At 59.5% G+C, this 13904-nt stretch carries 11 protein-coding genes and 4 pseudogenes; 7 read left to right on the top strand and 8 right to left on the bottom strand.

Annotated features, from left to right (window positions below):
• Nucleotides 1-228: 228 nt before the first annotated feature.
• Nucleotides 229-417 (bottom strand): annotated as a pseudogene (locus HB778_RS34995) (transposase); the annotation flags it as partial.
• 375 nt (nucleotides 418-792) lie between these two features.
• On the opposite strand from HB778_RS34995, the gene HB778_RS34990 reads away from it, so the two are divergent.
• The 4 genes and pseudogenes from HB778_RS34990 to HB778_RS34975 form a co-directional block, all read left to right on the top strand.
• Complete coding sequence (locus HB778_RS34990) at nucleotides 793-1050, top strand: hypothetical protein (protein ID WP_183465446.1); 258 nt, start codon at nucleotides 793-795, stop codon at nucleotides 1048-1050.
• Between the two features lie 220 nt (nucleotides 1051-1270).
• A complete protein-coding gene (trxA, locus tag HB778_RS34985) occupies nucleotides 1271-1591 on the top strand; it encodes a thioredoxin (protein WP_183465445.1) in 321 nt (106 codons plus the stop codon).
• Between the two features lie 301 nt (nucleotides 1592-1892).
• Nucleotides 1893-6967, top strand: a pseudogene (locus tag HB778_RS43605) (shikimate kinase).
• Nucleotides 6968-7261: 294 nt separating this feature from the next.
• Nucleotides 7262-7393: pseudogene (locus HB778_RS34975) on the top strand (IS6 family transposase); the annotation flags it as partial.
• A 64-nt stretch (nucleotides 7394-7457) separates the two neighbouring features.
• Here HB778_RS34975 and HB778_RS34970 read toward each other — a convergent pair.
• A pseudogene (locus tag HB778_RS34970) lies at nucleotides 7458-7847 on the bottom strand (transposase); the annotation flags it as partial.
• Between the two features lie 76 nt (nucleotides 7848-7923).
• On the opposite strand from HB778_RS34970, the gene HB778_RS42055 reads away from it, so the two are divergent.
• Together HB778_RS42055 and HB778_RS42050 are read left to right on the top strand one after the other, a co-directional pair.
• The gene (locus tag HB778_RS42055; protein ID WP_244662056.1) at nucleotides 7924-8328 is read left to right on the top strand and encodes a phage integrase N-terminal domain-containing protein; all 405 of its coding nucleotides are present in this window, start codon (nucleotides 7924-7926) and stop codon (nucleotides 8326-8328) included.
• On the top strand, nucleotides 8262-8615 hold the full coding sequence (locus tag HB778_RS42050; protein WP_244662055.1) for an integrase domain-containing protein: 354 nt from the start codon (nucleotides 8262-8264) through the stop codon (nucleotides 8613-8615). Before HB778_RS42055 ends, HB778_RS42050 begins: the two co-directional genes overlap by 67 nt.
• A gap of 86 nt (nucleotides 8616-8701) precedes the next feature.
• Here the strand turns inward: HB778_RS42050 and HB778_RS34960 are convergent, their stop codons facing one another.
• The gene (locus HB778_RS34960; protein WP_183465444.1) at nucleotides 8702-9160 is read right to left on the bottom strand and encodes a hypothetical protein; all 459 of its coding nucleotides are present in this window, start codon (nucleotides 9158-9160) and stop codon (nucleotides 8702-8704) included.
• Nucleotides 9161-9217: 57 nt separating this feature from the next.
• Nucleotides 9218-9817 carry a hypothetical protein gene (locus HB778_RS34955; RefSeq protein ID WP_183465443.1) on the bottom strand — a complete coding sequence of 200 codons (600 nt, stop codon included), beginning with the start codon at nucleotides 9815-9817 and terminating at the stop codon, nucleotides 9218-9220.
• A gap of 286 nt (nucleotides 9818-10103) precedes the next feature.
• Between HB778_RS34955 and HB778_RS34950 the strand changes: the two genes are divergently transcribed.
• Nucleotides 10104-10463 (top strand): helix-turn-helix domain-containing protein, encoded by a 360-nt coding sequence (locus HB778_RS34950; RefSeq protein ID WP_244662054.1) that lies wholly within the window; start codon nucleotides 10104-10106, stop codon nucleotides 10461-10463.
• 123 nt (nucleotides 10464-10586) lie between these two features.
• Here HB778_RS34950 and HB778_RS34945 read toward each other — a convergent pair whose 3' ends face one another.
• The 4 genes from HB778_RS34945 to HB778_RS34930 are packed head-to-tail and all read right to left on the bottom strand — an operon-like array spanning nucleotide 10587 to nucleotide 13770.
• Nucleotides 10587-11903: a sensor histidine kinase gene (locus HB778_RS34945; RefSeq protein ID WP_183465442.1), complete on the bottom strand. Its 1317-nt coding sequence runs from the start codon at nucleotides 11901-11903 to the stop codon at nucleotides 10587-10589.
• Complete coding sequence (locus HB778_RS34940; RefSeq protein ID WP_183465441.1) at nucleotides 11900-12454, bottom strand: hypothetical protein; 555 nt, start codon at nucleotides 12452-12454, stop codon at nucleotides 11900-11902. Before HB778_RS34940 ends, HB778_RS34945 begins: the two co-directional genes overlap by 4 nt.
• Nucleotides 12435-13136 carry an FkbM family methyltransferase gene (locus tag HB778_RS34935; protein ID WP_183465440.1) on the bottom strand — a complete coding sequence of 234 codons (702 nt, stop codon included), beginning with the start codon at nucleotides 13134-13136 and terminating at the stop codon, nucleotides 12435-12437. Before HB778_RS34935 ends, HB778_RS34940 begins: the two co-directional genes overlap by 20 nt.
• A 4-nt stretch (nucleotides 13137-13140) precedes the next feature.
• Nucleotides 13141-13770 (bottom strand): response regulator transcription factor, encoded by a 630-nt coding sequence (locus tag HB778_RS34930; RefSeq protein WP_183465439.1) that lies wholly within the window; start codon nucleotides 13768-13770, stop codon nucleotides 13141-13143.
• Between the last annotated feature and the right edge of the window lie 134 nt (nucleotides 13771-13904).

Genomic DNA, 13904 nt, shown 5'->3' with positions numbered 1-13904 from the left:
GTTCCAGACTGCGAGGCTCGTGAAAGTGATGACGAGACAGTCGATCGGCGCGCCGTAAGCCCCGTGCAAAAAAGCGGGTTGTGAGCCCGGACCATTTATCTGGGAACGGCACGCGCGGATCTCATCATGGCCTGGCCGCAACAGCGGCCCACTTGCAAGAGGCCGGATACATTTGTGCAGACTGCATCGTCCTGATCGAAACGACCCTTGCACGGGCGGGGCGGGTCATACATTTTTTGAAAGCAGCTCGCGAAGGGCGGCCGCGTCGAGCATCTGCTCGGCCAGAAGCTTCTTCAGCTTCGCGTTCTCCTCTTCCAAGGCCCTCAGCCGCTTCGCCTCGGAAACGTCCATGCCGCCGAATTTGGCCTTCCAATTGTAGATCGTCGCTTCGGAGATCCCATGCTTGGGAGCCAGGTCCAGCATGTCCGATCTATCCACATTACAAGTGCAACCCGTTTCGACGTTGACGCTTCAGAATTTTGGATATTCATTAAAGGACACGCTCCAATCGGCGCATTCGATATTGAACGGAGGTCCATTTGCCGCTCGGAAAACTTACATCATCTCACTCGGGGCTCAGTCAAAGTGGAAACAGCGTTCGGCTATCACGTGAACTGAGTGCGCTTCTGGACATTAATGCAGACGACTATGCACCGATGGACGATCCGATTCTGTTTCTGGAATCTCGTGAACGTCGGCTTATAGCATCGCTAAGAGCTGTTAAGTCCCGAGATGAAAAACAAACGAAAAAAATTGCAGCTGAGTATCCAGGTTTATTGAAGGATCGCTTACATGGCCGATGATGATATGTCCGACGTCGAGAATCCGGAGGTTTCTGCTGACGGAGTCGATGCTTCCGCTAGACGATTGTCAGCGCTTCGACTCAACGCAAATCGACGCTCCGACGCCGCCAGACTTCCCTCGAACGACGACCTTTTGATTGCGGTCAAGGATACCACACTTAGTCGTATCAAGAACATCTACATAGTGTCGTTGGATTTGAAAGGTTCATTCACGTCACTTGCTCAAACTCTGCAGAGGGCTGACTAAGAAAGGAATAAGGATAAAGCGCAGGATCTCCCAGCGAGCGTAACGGAAAGGCTTTCTGTCGCGTCGGGGGGGCGAGTCCGGCAGCACCAGCGAGCCGCAGCGGCCGCGAAGCAGCAGAGCTGGCCTCGACACGCGAACTGTGGCGAGCCTAGGTAGATGTTGATGTTGATCCTACCCTATCACAGGATTTCCGGTCACTTCTTCGGTCAAAGGAGCAGCCATGGCTACCGTGAAAGTCGATATCAATAACTTCCAGTCGGAAGTTCTGGAATCCGCGGCACCCGTCGTCGTCGATTTCTGGGCCGAATGGTGCGATCCCTGCAAGATGATTGCTCCGAGCCTCGAGGAAATCTCCGTCGAGATGGAAGGCAAGATCAAGGTCGCCAAGCTCAACATCGATGAAAACCCGGAACTCGCCGCCCAATTGGGCGTGCGCTCCATTCCGACGCTCGCGATCTTCAAGGGCGGCGAAGTGGCCGATTTCTCGGTCGGCGCCAAACCGAAGACAGCTCTTTTGAACTGGATTTCGAACGCTGCCTGATCGATATCGCTCAATCTGTACCGCAATGAAAAAACCGTAGATTCGCCCCGTAAAGCGGTAGGGTTCATAGTGATTTATGGGCGTTTTGTACAGGGCTCAGCCCTTTGAGCTTCAGCCTGATGTCGGAGCGATCGAGTGGCGAAGAAGCTTTTCATTGCGGCGTTGTCGAGGCAGTTGCCGTTGCGTGAATGCTGCGGCTTTCAAGCATGCCGTTGCAGGCTCGCGTGACCGCACTCAAACCAATGATGCCCTGTTGTTGACAGGCTTTAGACGATGCGTTTTGCTGGATCGGAGAGGGAATATGGGCAGCACCGGAGAGTTGGTCGGACAAGCAGGGCGTCCTGATAGCGAAGGAGGCCCGCACCGCATCTCCGACGCAATGTCGGACCAGCAGAAGACGCGCGAAGCGACGCTTGCCATTGCCGGCGCGGTGGTTGCCCGCGACGGCAATCTCGACGGATTTTCGGATTCAGAGTTGGCCGATTTGGTGAACCGCTTCAGCAGATGGCCGGACCAGCAGGAGACGCGTGAAGCGACGCTTGCCGTCGCCGGCGAGGTGGTTGCCCGCGACGGCAATCTCGACGGAGTCTCGGGTCAAGAATTGGCCAATCTGGTGAACGGTTTCGGCAAATGGCCGGAAGAAGAGAAAGCACGCAAGGCGATCGTTGCCATCGCCGGCGAGCTCGGTTCCAAGGGCCGTCGCTTCAGTACTTTCAGCACGCGTGCGCTAGTCATGATCGCCAACGGTCTGTCGCAGGGTATCGACGAGGGAGAGATCGCCGGCGAGGTCGCCGAACCCGCCTTGCTGAAGGACCGGCTGCATCAGCTGGCGCACTACCTCCAATATGCCGAGGATCGGCTGCAGCAGGCCGATGTCATTGAAATCGCGATTATATTCAAGGCGCTGGGCAAGGCGCAGTTGATGGACGATTTCGGTGCGCTGGCAGGGCCGGGGCTGGCCAGGCTCGAGGTGTTAAGTACCGCTCCAGGGTTTAAGCTCGACAACAACCTCGAGACGATGGGCAATCTTTGCTCCTCCCTGCTGCCACTGGTTCGCAGCCCGAAGACGGCGTTGCGCTGGCACCGTCAGCGGGCGCTGATCCTGCTCAACGCCATCCAGCCGGTGGTGGAACTTAAGATCGAGGCGCATCTCAATGCAGGCGAGGCCGAGCGAACCAGCGGCGCCAATGCAAGCCGCCGCCCGGGGCTGTCGATCTCGCAGGTGCTCAGGACCCGGGTGGTGCTGGAGACGCTCTACCATCAGCCCTATGTCGACGGCGAGAAGCCCGCCTTGCAGGCCAGGCGGGACGAGCTGCACGGCAAGACCCGGCAGATGCTGGAAAGTTCCCGCGGCCTCATCGAGGCCGACAATTCCTACATGGGCTGGAACGTGATCGCCGAGATCGAGGCGAAGGAGCCGCTCGAAGCGCTCGACACCTTCATTGCGCGGAACGCATCGATGGTCCAGGCCCAGCATGCAGCCGCCAGCTTCGATGTCCATCGGGTCCTTCAGGCCATGGACAACGAGCCGAGACCGCCGCAAGGCGATTCCGGACTGATGCGGCTGCAGGTGGTCGACATGCAAGGCCGGCCGCTGACCAGCGAAGCCGAGTTGCGCTATTCCATTTTCCACCGCTTGACCTCGGGCGCGGTGAAGGTGGTGGCGGTGCAACTAAAGGGAACTCCGACTAGCGCCATGCTGACACGCACGTTCGCCGTGAAGGGCGTGCCCTACCGCATGGACCTGTTCGGCGGCAGCAAACTGAAGCCGCCGAAAAAGAGCCTGAACCAGCTTGCCTCTCAGCTGCCCCGCGCGACCTCAGAGGCCCCTAGCGGCCAGCTTTTGGCGATCCCCTATGCCGAGACGGCTCCGGGTACGGCCTTTGAGCAGCTGTCGCGGGCCTGGGCGCCGTTCAAGGAAGCCTATTACTATACCCAGCGCCGCGGATTTGCCGCGCCGCCGAGCATGCCCGACGTTCGCCCGCAGGATTATGCGCTGGAAGGGTGCTTCAAGCTGTCCCTTCTGCCCGACCGCCCCGCAGGCGAAGTGCATCCCTTCCGGTTCGAGGGGCGAGACGGCGAGATCTCCTTGCGGCCGCATGACGGCTGCGGCTTCATCAAGGCCTCGCTGGCTGAGCGCATGCCGGCCATCGCCCGGGCTCGCCACGATGCCCCCGAGCAGTTGCCTGCCTTTGGCGATAAATCGGCGGTACCGCCCTCGGCGCTGCAACATTATCCGCGCAGCGTCGAGGTGGCACAGGAGGCCCGCGAGAAGGCGCTGGCTTGGCTCAAACCCAATCAAAGCCTCAACGCCGAGGAGCTGTACCGGACGGTCACGGGCGGGCGTATCGAGGGTTCGAGCGCTATCGCCGTGCCGTCCAGCGACGAATGCCTGCATGTGCCGACGGGCAAAAGCACGACCTTGACCGGTGAGGCTGGCGTGCTTGTCGGACGCGCCCCCTATGACAAGCCCAACCTGCGCCCGTTCGGCGCCGACCGGGTCAGGTCGGCCCGCGATGGCGATCGGACCGCGGCGTTCCTGGATCAGTGCGTGGCCTTCCAATACAGCTTCAACGTCGCGCACAGGTCGGGGGCTGAGCTTGCCGCCGACGATCCGACCTTCTTTGCCAAAGGCATCTTGATCGTTGTGCCTGACGCAATGTGGCCGGCGGACTTCGCCGAGCGCGGGGTGGTGATGTCTGCCGAGGACGTAAAGTGCCATTCGCGCTGGCTGGAGGAAAAGGACCGGGTCAAGGCCGACACCGCGCTCGACTGCGTCGGTATCCTGCAGGCGACGGAGGTGTTCGCGCCCGGCTCTTTGGTTGCGGTTCCGAGCGCCGAACAAAAAATGCTCGACGGCGATTTTGACGGCGACACCGTCGTCATCATCGGGGACCGGCCTCGCCTTTACGAGCATGTGCGCCAGTTCGACGCGCAGCTGCAGGCGCGCGGCATCGCCCCGATGAAGCCGCCGAAGTCGCACACGCCGGCCATTGAGAACGGCAGCTACCAGTTCAGCCGGTCCAAGCAGATCCTGTCGGCCACCGGGCTGGTGCTGGAGACCTACAGCACCCTGCAGCGCAACTTTTGGCGCAGCCGCTGGAGGCGCAACGCCGGTTTGCCGAGCGTGCCGTCTTCGGCACTTACGAGGGCATTCGTCATGAGCTCATGACCGACATCCGCGCCCTGTTGCACGAAGATCGGCCGGATGGCCAGACCCTCCATGAGCTCATCGACAGGGCGGAGGAAGGCCGCCAGGCCGCCAGGCATCCGGTGGCCTGCGAACTGGCCGCCTTGCTGGTGGCCGAGCTCCAGGACTGGAACCTGCAGCTCAATAGCGAGCCGGCTCATGAGCAGTCGGACGTCAAGCAGCAGTTGGCGCGATCCGTGGCCTCAACCGGCGCGAAGCCTGCCGTCAGCGCCGACGCCGGTGTGCTCTTCCCGGAACTCAGCGATTCCTATCCGGCAACCGCTGACGCCAGGAAGCGCATCGACTTCCTGCTCAACCACTACAAGCCGCGCATCGATCCGCGGCCCGACGGCTACAACCCGGACGATCTGCATGAAAGCGCCATCAATTTGTTGAGTGTCGGCATCAAGGTTGGCACGGATGCCTACAAGTCCGATACCGGTGCGCGGGTGTTCATGGAAAAAACCCCCGAATTGCAGCGGCTCTTGCAGCTGGGGCCGGGCTACAAACCGGCGCCCTATGCCAAGGCGCAGGTGAAAAATCTTTACCAGGGCCGGTTCGACATCGATGGCCGCCTGGCGGATCTGGAGGACAACCCCACGCTGGCGGCCTCGGTCATGGAGGCCTCGATTGGAGTCGCCGTCGAAAGGGACATCCTGCCCAGCGCCTTAGCAATCTCGGCCGACGACGACCCCGCCAGCAGGATAACGCTGAGCAGCGAACAGGCCCTGGAGCGCGCCAGTCTCGAAGCCGCCCCCGCCGAAGCGCAAGAAAGCGCGATTACCGAAACTGTGCATGCGGTTGCCGAGTTTTTGCGGCAGGCCGGCATCGAGGTAAACATGCCGCATCTTGACCAACGGTTGCGCGGGCAGGTCTCGATGGCCGACGAGCTCACCGGCCAGAGCGTGAGCGCGGCGCCGGAGGCCCAACTGGTCACCAATGCCGTGCGCCATGTCTTCGAGATCCCGGACGGGGCTTTTACGCGCGCCTTCAGGAAGGCGGCACTGGCCTTCGAGGCGCGGGACTGCAGCGAGGTCGAGACCACCAACTGGTTCCTGAGGAGCGACACGCCGCGGTTACGCGGCGTTCACACGGCGTTCAAAACCGCGCAGAACTATCGCTTCGAGGTCGAGTTCCATACGCCGGCCAGTTACCGGGCCGAGCTCGCGCAGCGCGCGCAGAGCGAATGCGAGCTGGTCCCCATTCCCCCTGGTGCCTGGGAGATATTACACTGGGGCTCGTCAGGAGAAAGCAGGTCGAGGGCGGCAGGGACCTCCAGGCCGCTCACCGTCGCAAGACAACAGATTGCGGTCGCTCACTCGCCGCAAGCCGGCGAGATCCTCGCGGCCCTCGGTACGCGGCCGGTCGTGCTCGTCGGCATGCCGGCGAGCGGCAAGTCGACCATCGGCCCCCGGCTTGCCAAGGAGCTGGGGGTGGAGTTTGTCGACATCGATAAGCTTATCGTCACCCAGCACGGCAATATTAAGGATATGTTCGAGCGCCATGGCCAGCCGTACTTCAGGGAGCTGGAGACTAGAGAGCTCGCCGAACAGCTGAAGAAAGGGCCCATGGTCATCGCAACCGGCGGCGGCGGCTTTGTCAAGCAGCACAATCGAGACCTGATCCGCGAGAAGGCGGTGTCGATCTGGCTCAACACCGAACTGCAAGAGATCGGCAGGCGCCTCGACCTGCAAGAGCGCCTCACGGGCGATACCGGCCGGCCGCTGCTGAAAGGCCCCGACATAAAGCAGCAGCTCGAAGAGATGTTTGAAAAGCGCAGGCCAGACTACCAACAGGCTGATATCAGGGTGGTCCCGCCCTTTAAAAAAGACAAGAAGAACGTCGGCACTTGCGTGAAGGAGCTCTACGCTTTCCTGTGCAGCAGGGAGAGAGAAGCCGCTCTGCCCGCTGCCGAGATATCACATGTCTCCGGTGCTTCCGGCACCGCCATCAGCATGTCCCCAACAGCGCAGCGCATGCACGATGATCATCACAACGGCTACGATTGCGGGGGCGGCGTCGTGGAAACCATCCAGGCGCCGGCGGCACCATTGAGTGAAGGGGAACGGCCGCCGCCCCTCGACACCCTCACCGCCGACCCGCAGCCTTTGCTGGCCGGCAGTAACGCACGAGCGGATTTAGCGTCTTCCACGAGAAGCAGAGAACGCTCAAGTCGAGGACGATAAGCTTTAGGCGGCAACAATCAAGGGTTCTTTCGCAGGTTTGGTGCAGGGTGCGGGTTCGCGCCGAATGCTAATAAAAGTGGGAATCGCATGCATAAAGTCGTGAGAAGCCTGATGGCCGAGTTGATCCGGCCTGGATGACACAGGAGGATTCGCCGCACAAAGACGAACCGCGGTGCCGGGTCGCGAGCCAAATCCTGGTGATAAACCGGGAAGAATCAGCTCCGAGTCTAAACGGCATCGTCAACTTAATGAAGCGTGGATACTGATGTGTGCGATGACGGGCTATGACAGAGCGTGACCCACTCTACCGCCGCGCCATCGCTTCCCGAGATCATCGCCCATGCTGTCTGGCTGTATTTCCGGTTTCCTCTCAGTTTGCGAATGGTCGAGGACTTGCTGGCGGCACGAGGGATTATTGTCTCGCATTAGACAGTCCGGCTTTGGGCAGAGTGCAAATTGGGGTCTGACGCACTCTCGATGAAGTTCGGGATCATACGGCACCGATCAGCCTGGCTTGCAGGAGGTCGAGCTTTCCGCGTCCATACATCTGCCGTTTCACAAGCTTGAGCTTGGTGATCTGTCCCTCTGTTTGACCGTTGGACCATGGTTCGGTGATCGCGGCGCGGACGGCAGCATGGTCACGAATAATGCCCTTGGCGAAAGACGCGATGAGGCTTTTGCCGGCGTCGGCGATCCACGGCTCGAGATCATCGGCAAGCTTCTTGCGGATCATGGAATGGAAACCGGCGATCAGGTTGCGTGCTTCCACCAGCAGGGGCACGCCCGCCTCGATGGCGGCGATCATGACCGTGTCGGCTTTGCTCAGATGATCATGGGCCGTCGTCATCAGCCGCGCGATCGTTCTGGCTGACGGCACCTTGTGGAGTTGCTGATCGGATTACGGCGCGGCAATCAACACTCAACTTAAGGAAGAGAGCAAGACGGACGATCTGACCATGGACCTGGTGCGGCTGTGCCAACGCAATAGGGACGGCTCTTATGGGACCCAAAACAACCGCCGGCGCGGCCTGACCGCAATGGCAAATGACCTCGCGGACCTCGGCTACAAGCTGCCGTCCGCCGGTTCCCTCAAACCCAAGCACGTTGAGGCCCTCGTCGAAAGATGGCTCGATTCCGACACCTCGGACGACAGTGTCCGCAACCGCCTCACCTGGCTGCGCTGGTGGGCGGAGATCGTCAACCGCAACAACGCCGCGTACGGCGTCGCCGAACGTGGCGAAGTCGCGCGCAACCGCGCCCAGATCCTCGACCACGCCAAGTACGGCAAGATCGAGTGTCCCATATCAAGGCCTCCGTTCTGCTCCAGGCGGCGTTTGGCCTGCGGCGCGAAGAAGCGATGAAGTTCCAACCGCAAGCGGCCGTCAGGGCGGACCATATCGCTCTCCAGGCGAACTGGACGAAAGGGGGCCGGGCTCGAACCGTGCCGGTGACCACGCTCGAGCAGCGACAGGTCCTCGAACACGTCATGCGCCTTGTTCCCGGCCGGGGGTCTCTGATCCCCGCGCAAATGAGCAACGTCGAACAGCTCAAGCGGTTCGAGTACCAGACGCTCAAGGCGGGGCTCCGCAACACCCACGGATTGCGCCATGCTTACTCGACGTCTCGGTTCGACAGATCGATCGTCTGATGAAATTGGACGGGAAGCCCCTGACCTTTTCTGAAACGCCGGGGTCAGACCATATCGGCCTTCGCTCGCCTCCCCTCTCGGCGCGCTCATTTGTGCGGCATGCAATAGACTCCCTCGGATTCCATCAGTACCGCGCCACCCTTCAACTCGCTCAGTGCACCGACCCACGCTTCCGAATAAGTGCGGCTGGCATCCACGGCGGTCAGCCAAAGAACGCGATTGTCGGCCAGTTCAACTTTAACTTCCTGCTGCAAAGGGCTCCCCTGCACGGTCTGTTGAAAGTGGCGTTTGATCCTGACATTGCTGGCCGGAAACTCAGCTTCGTTGCTGCCGTAGTTCAGCACAAATCCAGTGTGGTCCTCAGCCACTGAGCAACTGCCATCACGCTCACACACGATTTTGGCAGCGGTCTTGCAGTCCCATTTCAGTGAAGCGGGCCACATAGGATTGTCGATGCTTGATCGCGGCCTGTCGCTCTGACCAGCCGCCGCCAACACTGCGCCTGTGTTCATAATCATAGTGGACAGGAGAAGCGCCTTGAACACTACAAACCTCCCTGAATTGTGACCCTCATAGTGCCTCGTCCTGCGTGATCGCCTGGCTTATGGCATGTTGAGATTGAACCAGCTTTTCTGGCGCATGCCGTTCGCGTCGTCATACTCGATGACCCACGGCTTTCCGCGCATCGGCCGAGAGATGGTGTAGTAGGTGGGGCCATTACCAAGGGAATGCTCTTTGTCGTTGCCCGTTGTCTGGATTTTTGCCGTCACTAATTTGCCGTTGATTTCGATTTGGGCCTGTCGAGATCCGTTGTCATGATTCTGGCCGAGGCGACTATTCATCAAAGTGACGGGCAATGTGAGCCTCTCGGTCGCGATGCGGCAGATATTCCGTTCTTGCCCCATTCCGGGCCGGTCGGAGTTGGCGCCAACTGCTTGCCAGCCAGACGGACAATCCTCATACTTCTCGTATTTCGCGGCGCTGGAGTTTGCTTGGGGACAGGTCGGCCAGTTAAAACCCGGGGCTTCCATCGCCGCAATCAACTTGTAAATTGGCGGGTGGCACGAGGGGGTGCCTTGCCAGTCGCCGGACAGACATAGGAGGACCTGACAGCCCCATTCCGACGCTTTCGATTGGGATGGAAGAGCTGCGGCGCCCGCGATGGCGACGGCACCCACCAAAAGGAATTTGAGCATGGTCATAGCCTTTTCCTCGCTGCGGATTTTGATAGTTTACTATGGATGATCCGCGCAAAAAGGACAGATCGAAAAGGCAGGTTTGTGCGACTACACCGATTTATGAACCGAGACGACGCGGGCCTGGTCAACAACCCGTTGCGCGCCAACATTGCATTGACGCTTGAGCGGGAGAGAGCCAGACGCGGCCTATCCCATATGCACATGGCCGAACTGTTTCCGGACCGCCGAGGGCGAAAAACTGGCCTATCGAACCTACATTCAGACTGTGCGTCAGAAAAATAATGTCACGTTGACGACGCTGCAGATCATGGCAAACGGCTTGCAAGTGTCTTTTGCAGAAATGCTCGCCGGCGGTAAGAAAGTTCCGGAATGGGCGCATCGGTTGGACGACAATGCGATCCGCAAGCGGCTGGCGCACATCATCGATTTTGAGCGACAACGACGTACTTTGCACCGCTATGAGATGGCCGAACTCATCGGTGTGGCGGAGGCGACATTCACGAAACTGGAACGCGCGAGCGGCAACATCAGCGTGGACACGATTGCCGCGATAGCCAAGGCGTTGAAACTTGATCCAGCGACCTTCCTCTTTTCGGAAAAAATCCCGCCAACAGCTGATCTACCTGTTTCCGATCAGCCAGGGAGGTAGGCTTCCATTCGCGAGGATCCAGCGTCATTACCCTTCTAGCGGAGAGTACGGAATGACCTGGCAGGCTCTGACGGTGCTCGCGCAGACCGTGCATTTCGGGTCCAGATCGAGGGGAACTGACACCTAGCCGCCCCACGAGTGTTCCTTCGTTCGCCCGTACTTGCGAAATGATTGCCAAAAACTAGCTGCGGCGGAGGCCAGCGGGATTCTGACCACTACGGTTGTACCGACGCCGGGAGCGCTGTTGATGATGAGCTTTCCTCTGAGCGTCGAGACCATCTGCGAACATGCGGTCAGGCCAAGGCCAGTATGGTTCCCGGCTCGCGTTGAAAAGAAAGGGTTGGTTGCTTTTGCAGCGATCGCGGGCGGCATGCCTGAGCCCTTGTCGGCCACTTCAAGCACTAGATAGGTGCGCGGGAGGAATGGGTGTCGCTTGACCGTCGCGGAGACAAGAACTCGGGCGTCTTTGACGCCCGACGAAGCTGCCAGAGCGTTTTCGATCAGTTCGTTCACCACCAACCCGAACGGCGCCGAGGGCACGGGGTGCAAATGCGCTTTGGAATCGATCCGGATTTGCACCAAACCGCTGCGCTCTCCCATTATATCTTCTAGGAGTCGGCCGAGCGGCATAGTGCTGGAATCTTGTGGCGCATAGGCGATTTGGAGCACACTATTGGTGATCGATTCCAGTTCCGTTGCGGCGCTGCGCGCCGCCTCGAGCATCTCGCTGCTCGGCTGCCTATCTGGCTGTGAATGCTCAAGGAACAGCCTCAGGGCTGTAACACGAGATCGGGTCGTATGCGCAAAGAGCGACGCGAACGAGCGCATATGCTGGTCGCGGCGGTTGGCCAGAGCATAGCGCTGATGGATAACGAGATAGAAGGTGGCACCGAGGCCAAGCGCGATGGCGAAGATGAACCAGTTGCGTGAGGCGGCAATGTCGATGCTGGCGGTCTGCTGCAAGGTGGCGCTGTGATCAACGGTGGAGCTGGAGATCTCGTAAATTGACTGTTCCAGCTTGGCCATGTCGGCAATAGCCTGAGTGTAGTTTTTGCGCGCCGACACAAGGGGTGCGATTTTCTGTTCGAGGGTCTGGCGAATCCCGCCCAGGAGTGCGGCGTCATGATCGGGAAAAAAGCGGTTCAGATAGGGTAAGTTTTCCAACTGCGCGACGTTGACGCTCACCAGCGCCATTTGCCGATCGATGTCGGCATCAAGCTTGCCCGACTGGTCGGCAATGCGAAGATAGCCATACACCCTTATAAGGCGCTCGCGAATCTGCGCCGCGCGCCACTGAATCTCGAAAGTCTGATTGAGGATGGCATCCGTCTCCTGACGGTAGCAGTTCGATTGGATGAATGTCCACGCACTCAGGCCAAGCGCCGCCGCCATACCGAGATACGGCAGAACAGTGAACAAACGGCCGTTGAAGAACTTCATTGCGTGGCGCGCAGGATGACTGGGAAAAACACCCAGATCGAGTTTCTTGCGGGAACATATGAAGCAGGCAACTGGTCGAAGGGCCAAACAATGAAGATGGGGCCTTTCTCTACCATGCTGATCGGGCGGAAATCCTGGCCCGGGGGGCAAAGCGAGCCGGCCTTGTCGTTCTCGTTGCAACGACGCTCGACCGCCAGGATCGGATTATAGGACCGGATTTCGTCCATTCGAATATCGGAAACGAAGTTGTCATAGGCGACAACTTTCACCTCCTGCGCGGCGGTGATTCCAGCCTTGGCAAGCACGTTTGCAAGCAGCGGCCCACGATAATCGATTTTTTCGCTGTCGCTCGTCCAGGGTGTACGCGTGTCATAGGTCTGTTGCGGAAACTCTGCCCGCAGCTGCTTCACCGAAAAGACCGCGATGGTCTTGCCGCTGGCGTCTTGAACCGACAGTTCGTTGGGATCGAGCGGAATTTCCTCGGCGGCGCTGGCGAGCGGAAGGGCCACGGCAAATATGACGGCGAGAGCATTACGCAACATCTTCCACATCCTCGTATTCGCGGGGTCCATCGTTCTTGGCGAAGAGCACGCAAGGTCCTCGTGAGCCGCGCGGATCGTAGGCAAATCCCTTTTTTGCCAGGGCAAGCGTGATGTTGCGGATGCCGTCAAGGCCATAGAGATGGTCGTGCAGCTCAAGAAAGATGCGCTCGACGCCGGGCAGCTGGGCATCCTGCAGAAGTTCTTTCTCAGCACCTTCAATGTCCATGACGAGGGCGTTTATTCGATGATCGGTGATGAAACGATCGACGTCGGCCGAGACGATCGAAAGTTCGCGCTCGTAGGGTCCTTGGTCTTTGTCCGTGGAAGACATCCAAAGGTCGCGGCGAACGTAGAAGGTGAAGGACCGCGGCGGGCCCGCTGTGAGGATACCCTGGGAATATGTGACATTGTCGAGATCGTTGGCTGCTATCACGCGCATCGCTAGCTCCGCCGTTGCGGGGTTTGCTTCAAAAGCCCACACCTGAACGCCGGGAATTTTAGCGATCAGTGCGGTGATGATGCCGATACCCGACCCTAGCTCCAGTACGCGATCGCGCGCCTTGACCGCCCTGAAGATCCACTTCGCTTCCTTAGCCTCATAGCTCTGGCTTTGAAGGGCTCTCCAGATAACCGGCGAAACCTCCTGTGGTGCCACAGGAACCTTGATTCCATGGACGATCATGGGCTCCATTGGCTCACAGCCCCCGCGGGAGCCGATGGCCTTGCCGCATGAGCTTGGCGCGAGCCTGCTTGTAGTATTTCTCGGCCGAGCCAGGCGCAATGGCGAGGCGATCGGCCATGAGAGAAAATATCTCCGTGCGTTTCACGCCAGGTGCGCGGTGCGCCATCATGTCTATGGCCTCCTGCTCGCGCGGTGTAAGGGCTGAAAATCGGTAATCGGGTTTGGTCATGACAGCCCGCGACAGGCGCAAGGAAAATCCCTTGGTGGAAATATCGTCCAGCACTTCGCTGAATACGCCGGGCGCAAGGCCGGTTTTGCCGAGATATGCGGCGGCGCCGATTCGGCGGAAACCATCTGCCTCGCAACGATTGTCGGAACCGGTGACGACAACATGGATTGCACTGGGTGAAGCTTCGATGATCCTATCGACGACTGCGACGCGATCGCCCTGTGAGGTGGGATCAAAGCCGGGCAAGCCAGGGTCGATGACGACCAGATCGAAATGATTGTTTTGAAGCTCAGCAGTAGCGATCGTCAGCGTTTCCGCGCCCAGGACGACGCATTTTTCGAAGCTCGCCTGCACTTCATTCATCAGAGCCAGACGCATAAGCGTCTGGTCTTCGACCACCAGGGCACGAAACATCGGAAGCCAATCCTTCTACGCAGCCGCCCCCCGCCCTGTATTTCAGAATTGGTCGCTTCAAACTAGGGATGGGACCATCCCTAGTTTTCCTCTGTTCCACAGGTATCTGTATCTGACCGATATCCGCCAGGAGC

Source organism: Mesorhizobium huakuii, assembly GCF_014189455.1.
Taxonomy (GTDB): Bacteria; Pseudomonadota; Alphaproteobacteria; order Rhizobiales; family Rhizobiaceae; genus Mesorhizobium; species Mesorhizobium huakuii_A.
Note: the sequence above shows the minus strand (reverse complement) of the source record. Positions and strands in the feature narration are given on the sequence as shown.

What these genes read in the sequence shown, in the direction of transcription:
- HB778_RS34990 (WP_183465446.1), top strand. Translation starts at nt 793, where the DNA reads ATGGCCGATGATGATATGTCCGACGTCGAGAATCCGGAGGTTTCTGCT.
- trxA (WP_183465445.1), top strand. Translation starts at nt 1,271, where the DNA reads ATGGCTACCGTGAAAGTCGATATCAATAACTTCCAGTCGGAAGTTCTG.
- HB778_RS42055 (WP_244662056.1), top strand. Translation starts at nt 7,924, where the DNA reads ATGGACCTGGTGCGGCTGTGCCAACGCAATAGGGACGGCTCTTATGGG.
- HB778_RS34955 (WP_183465443.1), bottom strand. Translation starts at nt 9,817, where the DNA reads ATGACCATGCTCAAATTCCTTTTGGTGGGTGCCGTCGCCATCGCGGGC.
- HB778_RS34945 (WP_183465442.1), bottom strand. Translation starts at nt 11,903, where the DNA reads ATGAAGTTCTTCAACGGCCGTTTGTTCACTGTTCTGCCGTATCTCGGT.
- HB778_RS34940 (WP_183465441.1), bottom strand. Translation starts at nt 12,454, where the DNA reads ATGTGGAAGATGTTGCGTAATGCTCTCGCCGTCATATTTGCCGTGGCC.
- HB778_RS34935 (WP_183465440.1), bottom strand. Translation starts at nt 13,136, where the DNA reads ATGGAGCCCATGATCGTCCATGGAATCAAGGTTCCTGTGGCACCACAG.
- HB778_RS34930 (WP_183465439.1), bottom strand. Translation starts at nt 13,770, where the DNA reads ATGTTTCGTGCCCTGGTGGTCGAAGACCAGACGCTTATGCGTCTGGCT.